Genomic DNA, 14488 nt, shown 5'->3' with positions numbered 1-14488 from the left:
GGTGAGCGCCCGACGTCGTGTTTTAACCTGGTGCTTTAGCCCCGGCTTTTGGTTTCTATCGCTGCTTTCGCAGAGGGATCCGAGTCCTGGAGGAACTTCTCGATGCGCTCAGGTTCCTCAGCCTCGCCGATGGCGGCCGAAGCCCTGCCCAGCGAGTACAGCGCACGCAGGAAGCCCTGGTTGGGTTCGTGCTCCCACGGGATGGGGCCGACGCCGCGCCAGCCGTTGCGGCGCAACGAGTCAAGTCCTCGGTGGTAGCCAACGCGGGAGTAAGCGTAGGAATCGATGGTGCGGCCTTCGCTCCACGCTTCTTCGGCCAGCACAGCCCACAACAGCGAGGACGTGGGGTGCTTTTCCACCAGATCGAGGGCTTCCTGGCCGGCCTCCAGCTGCTCGTAGACCTCAGTCTCAGCAGGCAGGAGGGTGGGCTCAGGACCCATCAGGTTCTTGCGGAATTCGTCGGACATCCTAGAACGTCTTGCCGAGGGAGCCCAGCTGCTTGGCAGCTTCCACCACGCGGGCCGACAGACCGGCTTCAGCCGAAGCGCCCCAGACGCGGGGATCGTAGAGCTTCTTGTTGCCCACTTCGCCGTCAACCTTCAGCACGCCGTCGTAGTTCCTGAACATGTGGTCCACCACCGGGCGCGTGTAGGCGTACTGGGTGTCGGTGTCGATGTTCATCTTGATGGTGCCGTAGGAGACGGCGTCAGCGATTTCCTGGTCGGACGAGCCGGATCCGCCGTGGAAGACGAGGTCGAAGGGGTTGTCCTTGCCGATCTTGGCACCAACCTGCGCTTGGATGTCCTTGAGGATCTCCGGGCGGAGCTTGACCCCACCGGGCTTGTACACGCCGTGCACGTTGCCGAAGGTCAACGCAGTGATGTAGCGGCCGTTCTCGCCGGCACCGAGGGCATCGATGGTGGCCAGTGCGTCTTCAACCGTGGTGTACAGCTTGTCATTGATGGCGTTCTCCACGCCGTCTTCCTCGCCGCCCACGGTGCCGATCTCGACCTCGAGGATCATCTTGGCGGCTGCAGTGCGCTCCAGGAGTTCGCGCGCAATCCGCAGGTTCTCCTGGAGGGTTTCTGCAGAGCCGTCCCACATGTGGGAGTTGAACAGGGGGTCGCGTCCGGCCTTGACCTCAGCCTCGGAGGCTGCCAGCAGCGGCAGGACGAAGCCGTCAAGCTTGTCCTTGGGGCAGTGGTCCGTGTGGAGCGCGATGTTGACGTTGTAGTTCTTGGCCACCTCGCGGGCGAATGCTGCGAAGCCAAGGGAGCCGGCAACCATGTCCTTGGTCTGGGCGCCGGACCAGTAGGCAGCGCCGCCGGTGGAGACCTGGACGATGCCGTCCGACTCAGCATCCGCGAACCCGCGCAGGGCGGCGTTCAGGGTCTGGGAGGAGGTGACGTTGACCGCCGGGAATGCGAAGCCGCCCTCTTTTGCGCGGTCGATCATGTCGGCGTAGATCTCTGGGGTTGCAATGGGCATGCTGACTCCTAAAGTATTTTCGTCTGCGGGTGTGGTTGACCCTGGAGTGAACCTCGTCGGCTACCCACCATCCTAGCCATTTCTCGGCAAAGGGCCGTGGTTCGGGTCACTTAGCCGGGTCATACTTTGCCTCCAATCACGAACGAGATGGCATTTCGCGGCAGTCCCGACGCCCATAACTGCTGCCAAATGTCACTTCGCGCGCCAGCCCCTGCTCTCCAACGCCGCCCGGACTTTACTGACGACGGCAGGCCGTGCGCCTGCCAGATCAAACCTGGAGACGCGAACTTCAATCCAGCCGCATTCAGTTGTTGTGTCCGCCCGCCGTATGTCCATCAAGTACTGTTCCGATGCGTTGTGGTGTGCGCCCTCATACTGCACGGCGACGCGTTGGTCAGGATAGGCGGCATCCGGCCACAGCACGGGATTCCCGTAAGTCCCCAGCACCATGTAGTTGAGAACAGGTTCAGGCAACCCTGCCCTGACGATGGACAGTCGCATCCTCGTTTCCGGCGGGGAATCCGCTCCGACCCTGATGAGCTCCAAGGCCGCCCTGGCTGCACGCACGCCGCGGACCCCTGGATGTTGCTGCACCATGGCCCAGAGCTCATCAACAGTGCACACCGGATCGCGTGGCCTGGGGAAGTCAGGACCGTGCGCACACACCAGCGAATCGCCGGCAGCCACGAGTTCGTCCAGGTTCAGAATCGAGGCCAGATCAAGCCACGTCCTGGCAGGCGAGGTGAGCCGGACGCCGTCGTACTCCACAACCTCATCCGGGAAAAGCGTGAGGAGGTGGCCCACAACATTCGCCCTCCGAGGCATGCTGAAACCGCGCCGTCGGGCCACGTGGACACGCCAGTCGTCCTCCAGCCGCGCGGGCAGGGCAGCCTGCACAATCCGGGCAGCAGACCCGAACGCGAGCACAGAGGCGTCATCGAGCTCTGTGTACGCCCGAAGCGCTGCTGCTCCTGCCGCTTCTGAACCGAGGTGCATCCGGATTCCCCGCGAAACAGTGGCGAGGTCTTTGGCCTGGGTACGCGTCCTGCTGACTCCGGCTTTGTCGGACGCGCGCAGCGAGAAGGAGCCCTTCGTAAGATGTTCCGGGAGCGGCGTCCTGTGCATGCTCAATTGTGGCCGCAGCCCGTCCCCTCCTGCGGGTTATCCACAGGGCAATGCCCCGTCCGGCAAACGAGATGGCACTTCGCAGCAGTCTCAGGGCCGAACACTGCCGTCAACTGCCATCTCGGCGGGGGGGGTTGGGGGGTGTTTGGGGGTGAGGCTAGGGGTGCTGGTTGAACACGTGCCGGCGAATCCAGGCATGCATCGCCACAGCTGCTGCTGATCCTGCATTGATGGAACGGGTTGAACCGAACTGTTCGATTGACAACGTGGCCTGTGCGGCCTCGTGGACCTCAGGAGTGAGGCCCGGCCCTTCCTGACCGAAGACAAGCACACAATTCCGGGGCAACTCATAAGTCTCCAGCGGCACGGAGTCGGGGAAGATATCGATCCCGATGATCGCCAGGCCCTCCCCCTGCGCCCAGGCAACGAAATCATCAACAGTGGGGTGGTAGCGGACGTGCTGGTAGCGGTCGGTGACCATGGCGCCCCGTCGGTTCCACCGGCGTCGGCCAATGATGTGAACCTCCTTGGCGAGGAACGCGTTGGCGGTGCGCACAACAGTGCCGATGTTGAGGTCATGCTGCCAATTCTCAATAGCTACATGGAATTCGTGACGTTTGGAATCCAGGTCAGCAACGATCGCTTCATGTTTCCAGTAGCGGTACTTGTCCACCACGTTCCGGCGGTCACCGTCCGCGAGGAGGTCCGGATCCCAGTGATCCCCTTCGGGCAGCTCACCTTCCCACGGGCCGACGCCGACCTCCGGCTTGGGCTCCGGCTCCTCCTCGGACGGGGGGACGGGCAGCGTAGGGGTCTGGGGGTGGTCAGTCACCCCTCAACTCTAGCCGCGTCCGTCCCACCCATCCGGCACTGTCCTCCGGCACTGTGCCTGCGATTGGAGGGATGCGATAACGCTAGCCGGCCAGCTTCCAGCGGTTGGCGCGGTAGGAGTTGCCCATCTTCTCCAGCAACTCCGGGTTGGCATTCCAGTAGCTCTCGTGGCCGCTGACGCCCACCATCTGCGGGGTTCCCCACGGAGTCACCGTGAACAGGTTGACCGCCCGGATGGCGTCGCCCCCGGCGTTGGTGCACGTAAATTGGACCACGACTGCCTCAGAGCGGCGGAACTCCCGAACTTCCGGCGTCGACGATACAAAATCGGAGGCGCATTTATGGCCCACGAGATGTTGGGGCAGTTCAGCAGTGGGGATGCCTTTGAGCTTGGCCTCAATGTCCTTGATGGCTGCCTGGACCTCTGCAGGTTCCTTTCCGAATTTTCCTTCCTCTGCTTCGGCGAAGAAAGCGAAGGCCGTGGAAATGCCGTCACCGTCACGCTCTTCGGTGCCTTCCGCCTTTTGCTGCATCGGGGTTCCGGAGACAGGGTCCTTGGTGATCCCGAACGTGCCGTCGCTGCTCCATGAGGCCAGGTAGGCGAAGGAGGACTCTCCGGTAACAAACCGCGTGAATTGCACATCGTCAGCCGCCGGAACGTTGGCGGGGCCCTGCCGTTGATCCCACCCGTCGGGAAGCGGTACGGATCCCGCGGGCATGTCGCCAGTGGAGTTCTCCGACGGTGTGGCGGTTCCCTCGGGGCTGCTGGCCCGGTCCGTCGCTTGTGGAGATGCGGCTTCCGAACCCGTGGCCAGGGGCACGGGATTGTCCTGCGCCTGCGGCTGGCTGAAACCCGGAATGACCCAAACGAAAACGGCAATCAGCGCAACGATCACGACGGCGGCGACGGCACCCAGAATAATGATCAGGTTCTTGTTGTTGTGCGGCTGCGCCGGCTGTTGCTGGGGGTGGGGCTGCTGCGGGTACGGCTGCGTAGGATCCTGGATGCCGTACTGCTGGGTCGGGAGGTGCTGCGTCGGGAAGTTGGGCGGCGGATAAGCGTGGGGATCTCCCGGCTGTTGTCCTGGGAATGAATCTCCGGGCGGCGGCGGTGCGCCATGGCTGTTGCTCATTGCGAGCCCTTTCAGGTGCTTGCTGGCATCCTGCGGTTCCGGATGCCAGGAGATGTCCGGCTTCGGGGACCTGCCGGCACGGGGCCGGCACAACAAACCACCGCAGACATCCCCCGATCCGCGGCCGCTGGCACTGATGCCAGCTATGAGCCTAGTGGACGGAGCGGCAAGGGCTGCTCCGTCATGTTCGGGCGCCGGATGTTCCGCTACCTGAAGAATGAAAGACTGGGTCCGGAAACAGCGTCTTCCCCAACTAGTGCCGGAGGTCCCCATGGCAGAGTCAGACAAAGTGCGTTCATCGGCTGCGGTATACCGCAACAATCAGGAAATTGAGTGCTGGCTGACTGATATGGACGGCGTGCTGGTTCATGAAAACCAACCCATCCCCGGCGCAGCCGAGCTCATCCAGCGATGGGTGGATACGTCCAAGCGTTTCCTTGTCCTAACCAACAACTCCATCTTCACTCCCCGCGACCTCGCTGCCCGTCTCCGGTCCTCAGGGCTCGAGATCCCCGAGGAGAATATCTGGACCTCTGCGCTGGCGACCGCCCAGTTCCTGAAGGACCAGGTTCACGGCTCGGATTCCGGGAACCGCGCGTACACGATCGGTGAAGCAGGACTGACGACGGCCTTGCACGAGGCGGGCTTTATCCTCACCGACCAGAACCCGGACTTTGTGGTTCTCGGCGAAACGCGGACCTACTCCTTTGAAGCCATCACCATGGCGATCCGCCTGATTCTGGCCGGCGCGAGGTTTATTGCGACGAATCCGGATGCCACCGGCCCATCCAAGGACGGTCCGATGCCTGCGACTGGAGCCATTGCTGCCCTGATTACCAAGGCAACCGGCCGGGAACCGTACATCGTGGGAAAGCCGAACCCTATGATGTTCCGCTCTGCCATGAACCAGATCGACGCCCACTCCGAAACCACCGCCATGATCGGCGACAGGATGGATACCGACATCATTGCCGGCATGGAGGCTGGGTTGCACACCGTACTGGTGTTGAGCGGAATAACCCAGAAGCAGGACATTGCTGCCTACCCCTTCCGCCCCAACCAGATTCTGGACTCTGTGGCGGACCTGAAAAACCAGATCTGACCGGAGCCAGGCTTCCGGGCAGGACCGCTAGTAGGCCGTCACGCGTCCGCCGCCACCGGGCAGGGGGAAAAGCTGATCCTCGAGGTCTGCCACCACACGGCTGTACAAGGAGGGATTCCATTGGGGACTGGCGTGGGCCGGCACTGCACCATCGGTCAGCAGTTCGTTGGAAGTCATGTACTGGGCATAAGTACGTGACCAGGACCTGCGGGCGGTTTCGTAGTTGACGGTCTTATCCCGCGGGTTTCCGATAAAAGCCATGCGTGCCTTGCCGAGCTTGTCTACGAAGCGGGTGGCATCAAAATGGTAGATGTAGGCGGACTCGGACTGGATCAGGACGCTCGACGGCGCCAGCGGTGACAGTTGCTCGAGTGTCTGGTCCACGATCTGACGCCAGGTGCGTTCGTCCTTGTGCACGATCCGTTCGCCGAGTTCATAGCCCCCGCGCAGCACTGTAGGGACGCGGAAACCGGTCTCGTACAGGACCACCACTCCCTCGAACCAGCTCTGGTCCAGGACGTCGTATTTGCTGTAGGGGCTTGAGTCCAACAGAATCAGCTCGACGCCCACCCCATGAAGTTCCAGCAGCCTCGCGGCCACCTGCGTGGCGACCATACCGCCAAAGCTGTGGCCGTAGAAGTAGAGCTTTGTCAGTTGCCTTGCCCGGACATGCTCAATGATGGCAATGACCAGCTGGTCAATGTCCAGCCCTTCGTTGGAATAACCGATGGCGGCGAGTTGGCCGCGTTCGCGCAAGGCACCCCGGAGCGAGTTGAGGATCCACTGTGCCTCCTCCCAGCTGGTTTTGTAGCCCGGGAACAGGATCCAGCTGGAGTTGGGAAAGTACTTTTCAGCAAAGTCATCGTCTACGGTGAGGATCTTGTTGACCTGGCGCTCGCGTTGCACACGGCGGGTGAACAGCATGTCTGCGGCCAGGACGGAGGATGCTCCGGCACCAATAAAAAAGCTTCGACGCGAGAAGGTTTTGAGTTCGGCGGCGTGCCGGAGTAGACGCACCCAGTCAGGGCTGGGGCCACTGTTGGGGTCCACATCCTCCACAGGCGGCATACTCCTACCGTATCCACACGTGGCCTGTCTGGTGCAATTCCCAGGACGGGGCGGCGGAGCGGCGGGAGCACGAATTACTCGATGAGGGATTTACCTTCGGATGCCCTCTCCGAGGGGGTGCTTTGGCGCCGTTCAATCTCCATGCCGATGGCCTCGTACTGCGCCAGCAGCTCAGATCCGGTCACGGCTGCGGGATCGTCCAGCATACCGAACACGGAATCACTGGCAGCGAGCAACTCGTCATCAGAGTACTTGGCCAGCGGATGGGAACCTGAGGGATCGATGGAAGCCAAGAATTCTCCTGTAAATTCAAGCGCCTGCGCGTCATTGTCACTGTCTTGGTGGGAATCCGGGCCGCGCTGGATCAATTCGAGGGACACGCCAGTGGCGCGCCCGTCAATGGCATTGAGGTCGTTGCGGAGGCCTGCGAGAGCGGCGGATTCAACGTGCGTGGCGCGGAAAAGGTCAACACGGATGTGTGACTTGATGCCCATGCGGCGGATTCTGCGGATGACGTGCACCAGGCCCGGGCGGGAATCCTGTGTGAGGTTACCCCGGACGTCGATCCGGACAACGTCAGAAACGACGTCGAGTTTAACGAGGGCTTGCAACTTGCGGTCCATAGGTACTCCAAGAATGGATTTCTATGGCCGACGGCTCAACCGTGGTCAGCTTATCCCGCCTGAAGAGTTACTACAAGCCGCAGGGTTCCAAAAAGCCTTCAGCCGGCCTGGCTTTTATCCGGCTCCTGGTAGTGGGTTCGGGTCGCCCCTCCGCCTACCGATTCCACAAGTGACTTTGCGATATCCCGGAGTTTGACGTTGCTGTTGCTCGAGGCATCCGTGAGGATCCTCGCTGCCGAATCCTGGCTGCAGCGGTTCTGTGCCATCACGATTCCTATGGCGATATCGATGGTGGTCCGTGATTCCAGAGTGGCGCGAAGATTGGTGGCACTGTCTGCGTGAAGGGAGAAACGCACAGCGAGCCGGAGGGCCTGGGAAATCTCGCGCGTATAGCCCCGGGCCTTCGCCGCGGCCTTCTCATCGAACTTGTTCGGAGCATCCGAGTACAGGTTCAGGGCGGCCTTGGCATCACCCTGGAGATGGAACGGAAGCGACAACACGGAGCGCAGACCATGGGCAGCGACCGCGTTTGCATAGTCCGGGCCCCACCTGTCCTCTTCAAACAGGTCAGGAACGTGGACTTCCCGCTCTTCCTCCGCAGCCGTCAGGCATGGTCCCTGGGACAGGGAATACTGGATCTCATCCACCTCACGGGCAGAATCACTGCTCCAGCCTATGGTGGCGGCCTTACGGTTCCGCAGGAGGGTGATTCCGCAGAGCGCGTCGTCGCCATCGCCGGCCATTTGGTGAGCTGAGAACCGTGCCAGTTCGTTCAGGAAATCCTCGAAGTCAGCGCTCTCCAGAATAAGGTTCTGGATCTGATCAACGGTGGTCAAGGCTTTTTCTGGCGGGAGCATGGCACGGTTCTCCAAAGGCAAGGGTACTGACGTGTGGATAGGCAAATGATAGGTCACTGTCGAAGTGCCGTCCACACGCAAGTGCTAGCTGAGGCCGAGTTCATCCTTGCCGAAGGCGAAGAGGTACGGGACTCCTGTTTCGGCTTCAATCTTCTCTTTGGCACCGGTGTCCCGGTCCACGATGACGGCTACGGCCACTACATTGCCGCCGGCTTTGCGGACGCCCTCGACTGCGGTCAGGGCTGAGCCTCCGGTGGTTGAGGTGTCCTCCAGTACGAGAACCTTGCGGCCTTCGACTGAGGGGCCTTCGACCTGGCGTCCCATCCCATAGGATTTCTGCGCTTTCCGGACCACAAACGCATCAACAGTACGGCCAGCATCGGAAGCCGCATGCATAACAGCCGTGCCTACAGGATCTGCCCCCATGGTGAGCCCACCGGCGCACTCAAAGTCGATACCGGCGTCGTCAACGAGGGAAAGCATGACCTGACCCACCAGCTTCGACGCTTCGTGGTGCAGAGTGATGCGCCGAAGGTCGATGTAGTAATCGGCCTCGGCACCGCTGGAGAGGATCACCTTCCCGCGGACTACGGCGAGTTCCTTGATCAGTTCCAGCAGGCGGGCGCGGGCAGCGGAAGCGTCAGCTGCAAAGTCAGGGGTGGAAGTCATGGGTTCCAGTTTAGTGGCTGCGCGTCAGTGCCCCTGCCTTGGACAGCCCTGCCAGCGCCTCCGCTACTACCTCGTCAGCCGAAGCTGCGATATCCACCACGACGCCGGGTTCGTCCGGTGCAAGTGGCTCGAGCGTTGCCAGTTGGGACTCGAGCAGCGTTGCCGGCATGAAGTGGCCGCGGCGGTCTTCCAGGCGTGAGGCGAGGACCTCTCTGGCTCCGTCCAGGTGCAGGAAGACGGTCTGCGGGGCGTTGGCGCGGATGGCATCACGGTAGCTGCGTTTCAGTGCCGAGCAGGCAAGCACCAGGCCCCGCGGTCCCGCCTCGGCCAGTTCGGTCCCTATGACGGCGAGCCACGGCCAGCGGTCCGCATCGGTCAACGGCCTCCCCTCGGCCATCTTCGCGACGTTCTCCACGGGGTGGAGCGAATCGCCGTCGAGGAAGGGCATCCCGAGTTGGCGTGCCACCAGGTTACCGATAGTGGTCTTCCCGCAACCGCACACGCCCATCACCACAATGCCGGAACTGCAAGCCACCGGCAGCGCCGCCTCACCAGTCATGGACAGTGCCGTCGACGAGGCGGTTGTAAGGCAGGTAGGCCTGCTGGTACGGGAACGCCGCGGCTGCTTCCTCGTTGAACTCGACGCCGATGCCCGGCTTGTCGCCCGGGTGGAGGTAGCCGTCCACGAACGTCATAGATTGCTCGAACACGCTGTTGGTCTGCGGCGAGTGCTGCATGTATTCCTGGATACCGTAGTTGTGGATGGCAAGGCCTACGTGCAGCTGGGCGGCGAAACCGACCGGGGAAATGTCGGTAGGGCCGTGGAAGCCTGACTTGATCTGGTACTGCGCGGCGAAATCCATGACCTTCTTCAACGGGGAGATACCGCCGAAGTGCGTTGAGGCTGCCCGCACATAGTCGATCAGCTGTTCCTTGATGATGGTCTGGAAGTCGTACACGGTGTTGAAGATTTCCCCGATGGCCAGCGGGGTGGTGGTGTGCTGCCGGACCAGGCGCAGCGCCTCCTGGTTCTCGGCGGGGGTGCAGTCCTCAAGCCAGAACAGGTCATACGGCTCCAAGGCCTTGCCGAGCTTTGCGGCCTGGATGGGGGTCATGCGGTGGTGGCCATCGTGCAGCAGCGGCAGCTCCGGGCCGAATTCGTTCCGGACAGCTTCGAAGACGGTGGGCAGGTGGCGCAGGTACGCCCGGGTGTCCCAGTCCTCCTCCAAGGGGAAGGCTCCCCGGCCGGCCGGCTCGTAGTCGTAGCGTTCGCCGGTGGCCTGCACCTGGGAGGCGACGCCATAGATGGACTTCAGCGAGGGCACCGCGGTCTGGATGCGGACGGATTTGTAGCCCAGTTCCAGGTGCTCGCGGACGGAGTCGAAGAGCGAGGGAAGGTCCATGCCGGAGGCGTGGCCGTAGGCGCGCAGCCCGTTGCGTGACGCACCACCGAGCAGCTGGTACACCGGCATGCCGGCCATCTTGCCCTTGATGTCCCACAGCGCCATGTCGACGGCGGCAATCGCCGCCATGGTCACCGGCCCTCGGCGCCAGTAAGCAGAGCGGTAAAGGAACTGCCAGGTGTCCTCGATCCGCTGCGGATCCTTGCCGATCAGCAACTGCGCAACATGCTCCTTGAGGTAGGCGGCGACGGCCAGTTCCCGGCCGTTGAGCGTGGCGTCGCCGATGCCCGTGACGCCGTCCTCAGTGGTGATCCTGAGAGTCACGAAATTACGGGACGGGCTGGTGACAAAAACTTCTGCTGCGACGATTTTCATAATTTCAGCTGTTCCTTCCGGAGGTCTGTTGCGGGGTGAGACTGGGGGTGAACCTTGCCTCGGCGGCGAAGGCCCCGCAAAGGCCGGCCACGAGAGACACGATCCGAGGGTTATCGGCAAGTTGCGGGCTGACGAGGCTCAGGAGGGCTGCCACCCGGTCCTGTCCTTCTAACCCGTTGGCTGCGCTCAGAGCCGATGCCTGCGGATCCTGCGGCTCATGTTCCTGGGCGAGGTAGTCAACCCAGGCAGCCAGCATCAGGGCACTGCCGGCACCCGAACGGCCCTGGGCTCTTTCCGCGGCCAGGACGGGAAGGGCCCTCATCCGGAGTTTGGTGGTGCCATCCACAGCGATCTGGGAGAGGTGGTGGGCAATGCGGGCATTGCCGAACCTTTCGCGCAGCGCCTGGCGGTATTCGGGGATGTGAAGGTCTTCACCGTCCAGGTGCGCGGCCGCCTCATCCCAAAACAGCTCCATGGCCTCCCTGCAGAGCCTGTCGTTGAGCGCTTCCGACACCGTCGTGTGGCCACGGAGTTGCCCGGCATAGGCCAACAGCGAATGCGCGCCGTTCAGGAGCCACAGCTTGCGGTTCTCATAGGGCTCAATGTCATCCACCACAACGGCACCGGCATCCTCCCAGCGCGGGCGGCCCGCCGGAAACTCCCCACTCAGCACCCAGTTCCGGAAAGGTTCAGCCACCACGGGAGAGTTGTCGCAGTAGCCGCAGCTCTCCTCAACCTCGGCGATGTCCGCCGGCGTGGTCCGCGGCGTGATCCGGTCAACTGACGTACTCACAAAACTTACGTTCTGCCCGATCCAGGCCGCGACCCCCGCGTTCCACGCTTCCGCCATACCAAGAACAGCATGGCGGGCCACCTCGCCGTTACGCGATAAGTTGTCGCAACTCACGACGGCGAGTGGTCCCGCTCCGGCGTCCCTGCGGGCGGCCAAGGCCAAGACCAGCCGGCCCAGCGGCGTCGTCGGCGTGCCGGTGCCTACCGCACCGGCTCCACCTCGCAGCCGGGCGACATCCCCCGCCGCACCGGGCGATCCGGCGTCGAAACTGCCGTCAGCGGCCAGGCCGTAAGCGGCCTCAGTGATGGTCAGGGTGACCACGGACGTCTCCTTCGCAGAGACCAGCTCGCAGAGACGTCCGATGTCTGCGCCGTCCACGGCCTCGACGATACTGCCGATCACCTCAAAGGTGTCGTCCCGTCCGGATCGCTCAATCAGCGTGTACAAGCCATCCTGCTGCGTGAGCGCGTCGGCAGCATCCGGCCGCCTGCCGGTGAAGGCTGCGATCCCCCACTCAGCAGCATCCCGCGAATGCTGCGTGTACCAGGCCTGATGGGAGCGGTGGAAGGCGCCGAGCCCGAGGTGCACGATCCGGACCGGCGCTTTGGGGAAGGATCGGAGCGTCCGGTCCAGCGCAGGCGGGTTCCTGCTCATAGTTTAAAGACCCTTCGCGGGGAGGAATCCACAATGTCCAGGATGAGTTCGTGCGCACGCTCCTCGCTGATCCGGTGCTCAGCCACGAGCCGGGCGAGGAACGCGGACTCGATCCTCCGGGACGTATCGTGACGGGCGGGGATGGAGCAGAACGCCCGCGTGTCATCGATGAAACCGGAGGACCTGGAGAAGCCTGCCGTCTCAGTGACAGCGGAGCGGAAACGCAGCATTGCGTCAGGTGCGTCAAGGAACCACCAGGGGGCGCCTACATAGACCGACGGGTAGAAGCCGGCCAGCGGCGCCAGTTCCCGTGAAAACACAGTCTCATCCAGGGTGAACAGCACCAGATGGAAGTCCTTGGCTGTACCGAAGTCCTGCAGCAGGGGGCGGATGGCTTCCGTGTAGTTCACGGCGAAGGGGATGTCGTGCCCGGCGTCAGGGCCAAAGGCCTCGAAAGTAGGGTCATGGTGGTTCCGGTACGAGCCCGGATGGATGGTCATGACCAGCCCGTCCTCCACAGACATCCTGGCCATCTGGTACAGCATGTGGGCTTCAAACACCTCCCGGTCCTCAGCGCTGGCCTTTCCCGCGCGGGCCCGCTCGAAAATCCGACCTGCCTCGGCGTCGTCCAGCTTGAGCGTGGCCGGTGTATGCACGCCGTGATCGGCGGAGACGGCGCCCCGCTCAACGAAGTAGCGCCGTCGTTCCGCCAGGGCCGCGAGGTAACCGGCATAGCCGGATGACCCCGGCACCGCCCCCAACAGCCTTTCGACGTTCGTCTGCCACTGGGGGTGCCCGATGTTCAGGTAGGCATCCGGGCGGAACGTGGGCAGCACGCGGGCGGCAAAAGCGCCGTCTGCCGCCAGGGCAGCGTGGCTGTCCAGGCTGTCCAGGGGATCGTCCGTGGTGGCGAGGACCTCTATGTTGAATTCCTTGAAAAGCTCCCTCGGACGGAACCCCGGTTCTGCAAGCTTGGCGGAGATGGCATCGTAGGTCTGGTCCGCCGTCTCCACGGCGGGCTCCTCCCTGATGCCGAACACGTGCTCGAACTCCTGGCGGATCCAGTATCCCGAGGCCGTCCCTTCGAAGAGCGGCCATGCCTTGCAAAACTCATGCCAGATCCGCCGGGAACCGGCTGCTGAAGACCCCAGCCCGAGCTGGTCAAGCGGGACTCCGGACGTATGGATCAGGCGCGTCACGTAATGGTCCGGCGTCACCAGGAGTGCTGCGGGATCCGGGAACGCCAGGTTCTGTTCGATGACGGCGGCGTCCACGTGCCCGTGCGGGGAAATGATGGGCAGGTTCTCCACTCGGGAAAACAACGAGCGGGCTATCTGCCGCACTCCTGGGTCCGCGGGGAGAAGTCGGTCCGGGTGGGCTGCTATCGGCTGTGGCATGGCTCATATCTTTCGGGTGTTCAGGAGCGGCAGCTGTCCGGCGGCCGTTCTGGTCTGGTTCAGCGGACTCCGGCACCGACGGTGAGCCCGGCCAGGGCTGCCGTGCGGCGCAGGTAATCGAGGTTTCCGGCTGTACGTTCATTGAGCGGCAGATCGGTGGAGAAGTCCTCCACCGTGACCCAGCCGTCATAGCCAAATTCGGCGAGCGCGCGGAAATACCGGAGCACGCTCCCCTGCCCGGACTGCAGCGGAGCCCACTCGTTCTCCCAAACCGCAGCACCGGATTCATCGTTGGCCTCCCGGCGGGTCCAGCGGGTGTTCTTGACGTGGATGTGGGCCAGGTACTCCCCCAGCAGCTGGAAGCCCGGCAGCGGGACTTCGTACCCCTCGATCAGGAGATTTCCGAGGTCGTGGATGACGCCTACATGCCGGGGGTCCAGGCCTTCGAGCAGGCGCCGGGCGGCCGACGCGGAAGAGGTCACAGTGCCATGGTGGAGCTCCACCAGGGCCTTGACGCCGTGATGCGCGGCCCTTTCCGCGACCCACTCGTAATGCTCTCGGGTCTTTGCAAACAGTTCCGGGTACGGGATGCCGGTGGGTGGCTGTGCTGCATGTCCGGCGGTTCCAAGCGGAAGGACGTTGACGCGGACCTGCCGGGCACCCAGGGCGGCCGTCGCCGACAACATGCGTTCGACGTCGTCATGGTTGTCGCACCGCGCATAGCCGCCGAGGCCCGAGTACTCCAGTCCGGCGTCGGAGGTCACGCGGGCAATCTCGCCGAGGTTGTCCTCCAGCCCTGTCAGCGGCCAGGTACAGCGGTTTCCTGCCCAGAAGCCGGGCTCCGGAGCCTCGGCCTGGTCCGTGATCCGCCATTCGACGCCGTCCCAGCCTTGCGCCGAGAGTACTGTAGCTGCCTCGGCCGGGGTCCAGTCCGGGGTGGAGGCGGTGAATACTGAGAATTTCATTGGCT

At 63.2% G+C, this 14488-nt stretch carries 15 protein-coding genes; 1 reads left to right on the top strand and 14 read right to left on the bottom strand.

The genetic code is table 11. The annotated features are described in order from the left end of the window. Positions 1 to 35: 35 nt before the first annotated feature. The 5 genes from RIN13_RS14705 to RIN13_RS14685 form a co-directional block, all read right to left on the bottom strand. The gene (locus tag RIN13_RS14705; RefSeq protein ID WP_309108084.1) at positions 36 to 467 is read right to left on the bottom strand and encodes a DUF3151 domain-containing protein; all 432 of its coding nucleotides are present in this window, start codon (positions 465 to 467) and stop codon (positions 36 to 38) included. 1 nt (position 468) lies between these two features. Continuing rightward, positions 469 to 1488, bottom strand: a complete 1020-nt coding sequence (gene fbaA, locus RIN13_RS14700) for a class II fructose-bisphosphate aldolase (protein WP_309108083.1) — start codon at positions 1486 to 1488, stop codon at positions 469 to 471. A gap of 192 nt (positions 1489 to 1680) precedes the next feature. Next, positions 1681 to 2613 (bottom strand): hypothetical protein, encoded by a 933-nt coding sequence (locus RIN13_RS14695; RefSeq protein ID WP_309108082.1) that lies wholly within the window; start codon positions 2611 to 2613, stop codon positions 1681 to 1683. Positions 2614 to 2770: 157 nt separating this feature from the next. Continuing rightward, complete coding sequence (locus tag RIN13_RS14690; protein ID WP_375164779.1) at positions 2771 to 3445, bottom strand: TrmH family RNA methyltransferase; 675 nt, start codon at positions 3443 to 3445, stop codon at positions 2771 to 2773. Positions 3446 to 3527: 82 nt separating this feature from the next. Continuing rightward, the gene (locus tag RIN13_RS14685; protein WP_309108081.1) at positions 3528 to 4577 is read right to left on the bottom strand and encodes a hypothetical protein; all 1050 of its coding nucleotides are present in this window, start codon (positions 4575 to 4577) and stop codon (positions 3528 to 3530) included. 271 nt (positions 4578 to 4848) lie between these two features. Between RIN13_RS14685 and RIN13_RS14680 the strand changes: the two genes are divergently transcribed. Next, positions 4849 to 5679 (top strand): HAD-IIA family hydrolase, encoded by an 831-nt coding sequence (locus tag RIN13_RS14680; protein ID WP_309108080.1) that lies wholly within the window; start codon positions 4849 to 4851, stop codon positions 5677 to 5679. 27 nt (positions 5680 to 5706) lie between these two features. Here RIN13_RS14680 and RIN13_RS14675 read toward each other — a convergent pair whose 3' ends face one another. The 9 genes from RIN13_RS14675 to RIN13_RS14635 form a co-directional block, all read right to left on the bottom strand. Beyond that, entirely contained in the window at positions 5707 to 6747 is a 1041-nt protein-coding gene (locus RIN13_RS14675) for a thioesterase domain-containing protein (protein WP_309108079.1), read from the bottom strand. A gap of 74 nt (positions 6748 to 6821) precedes the next feature. Further along, the gene (locus RIN13_RS14670; protein WP_309108078.1) at positions 6822 to 7370 is read right to left on the bottom strand and encodes a hypothetical protein; all 549 of its coding nucleotides are present in this window, start codon (positions 7368 to 7370) and stop codon (positions 6822 to 6824) included. Positions 7371 to 7468: 98 nt separating this feature from the next. Beyond that, positions 7469 to 8227 carry a GAF and ANTAR domain-containing protein gene (locus RIN13_RS14665; protein WP_309108077.1) on the bottom strand — a complete coding sequence of 253 codons (759 nt, stop codon included), beginning with the start codon at positions 8225 to 8227 and terminating at the stop codon, positions 7469 to 7471. An 84-nt stretch (positions 8228 to 8311) separates the two neighbouring features. Further along, positions 8312 to 8896: an orotate phosphoribosyltransferase gene (gene pyrE, locus RIN13_RS14660; RefSeq protein ID WP_309108076.1), complete on the bottom strand. Its 585-nt coding sequence runs from the start codon at positions 8894 to 8896 to the stop codon at positions 8312 to 8314. A 10-nt stretch (positions 8897 to 8906) separates the two neighbouring features. After that, positions 8907 to 9455 (bottom strand): gluconokinase, encoded by a 549-nt coding sequence (locus tag RIN13_RS14655; protein ID WP_309108075.1) that lies wholly within the window; start codon positions 9453 to 9455, stop codon positions 8907 to 8909. Continuing rightward, entirely contained in the window at positions 9445 to 10674 is a 1230-nt protein-coding gene (gene manD / locus RIN13_RS14650) for a D-mannonate dehydratase ManD (RefSeq protein WP_309108074.1), read from the bottom strand. Before manD ends, RIN13_RS14655 begins: the two co-directional genes overlap by 11 nt. Positions 10675 to 10678: 4 nt before the next feature. Beyond that, entirely contained in the window at positions 10679 to 12121 is a 1443-nt protein-coding gene (locus tag RIN13_RS14645) for a mannitol dehydrogenase family protein (protein ID WP_309108073.1), read from the bottom strand. Continuing rightward, the gene (gene uxaC, locus RIN13_RS14640) at positions 12118 to 13518 is read right to left on the bottom strand and encodes a glucuronate isomerase (protein WP_309108072.1); all 1401 of its coding nucleotides are present in this window, start codon (positions 13516 to 13518) and stop codon (positions 12118 to 12120) included. Before uxaC ends, RIN13_RS14645 begins: the two co-directional genes overlap by 4 nt. A 59-nt stretch (positions 13519 to 13577) precedes the next feature. Then, positions 13578 to 14483, bottom strand: coding sequence for a sugar phosphate isomerase/epimerase family protein (locus RIN13_RS14635; RefSeq protein WP_309108071.1), 906 nt, complete (start codon positions 14481 to 14483; stop codon positions 13578 to 13580). Between the last annotated feature and the right edge of the window lie 5 nt (positions 14484 to 14488).

Origin of the sequence: Arthrobacter sp., assembly GCF_031179985.1 — a bacterium.
In the GTDB taxonomy this organism is placed as follows: Bacteria; Actinomycetota; Actinomycetes; order Actinomycetales; family Micrococcaceae; genus Arthrobacter.
This window is presented reverse-complemented; position numbering and strand designations above follow the sequence as displayed.

Excerpts from the sequence above, each read along its gene's own strand:
- RIN13_RS14680 (WP_309108080.1), top strand. The coding sequence starts at position 4,849 with ATGGCAGAGTCAGACAAAGTGCGTTCATCGGCTGCGGTATACCGCAAC.
- RIN13_RS14705 (WP_309108084.1), bottom strand. The coding sequence starts at position 467 with ATGTCCGACGAATTCCGCAAGAACCTGATGGGTCCTGAGCCCACCCTC.
- manD (WP_309108074.1), bottom strand. The coding sequence starts at position 10,674 with ATGAAAATCGTCGCAGCAGAAGTTTTTGTCACCAGCCCGTCCCGTAAT.
- RIN13_RS14635 (WP_309108071.1), bottom strand. The coding sequence starts at position 14,483 with ATGAAATTCTCAGTATTCACCGCCTCCACCCCGGACTGGACCCCGGCC.
- RIN13_RS14685 (WP_309108081.1), bottom strand. The coding sequence starts at position 4,577 with ATGAGCAACAGCCATGGCGCACCGCCGCCGCCCGGAGATTCATTCCCA.
- RIN13_RS14670 (WP_309108078.1), bottom strand. The coding sequence starts at position 7,370 with ATGGACCGCAAGTTGCAAGCCCTCGTTAAACTCGACGTCGTTTCTGAC.
- RIN13_RS14645 (WP_309108073.1), bottom strand. The coding sequence starts at position 12,121 with ATGAGCAGGAACCCGCCTGCGCTGGACCGGACGCTCCGATCCTTCCCC.
- RIN13_RS14655 (WP_309108075.1), bottom strand. The coding sequence starts at position 9,455 with ATGACTGGTGAGGCGGCGCTGCCGGTGGCTTGCAGTTCCGGCATTGTG.
- RIN13_RS14675 (WP_309108079.1), bottom strand. The coding sequence starts at position 6,747 with ATGCCGCCTGTGGAGGATGTGGACCCCAACAGTGGCCCCAGCCCTGAC.
- fbaA (WP_309108083.1), bottom strand. The coding sequence starts at position 1,488 with ATGCCCATTGCAACCCCAGAGATCTACGCCGACATGATCGACCGCGCA.
- pyrE (WP_309108076.1), bottom strand. The coding sequence starts at position 8,896 with ATGACTTCCACCCCTGACTTTGCAGCTGACGCTTCCGCTGCCCGCGCC.
- RIN13_RS14665 (WP_309108077.1), bottom strand. The coding sequence starts at position 8,227 with ATGCTCCCGCCAGAAAAAGCCTTGACCACCGTTGATCAGATCCAGAAC.
- RIN13_RS14695 (WP_309108082.1), bottom strand. The coding sequence starts at position 2,613 with ATGCACAGGACGCCGCTCCCGGAACATCTTACGAAGGGCTCCTTCTCG.
- uxaC (WP_309108072.1), bottom strand. The coding sequence starts at position 13,518 with ATGCCACAGCCGATAGCAGCCCACCCGGACCGACTTCTCCCCGCGGAC.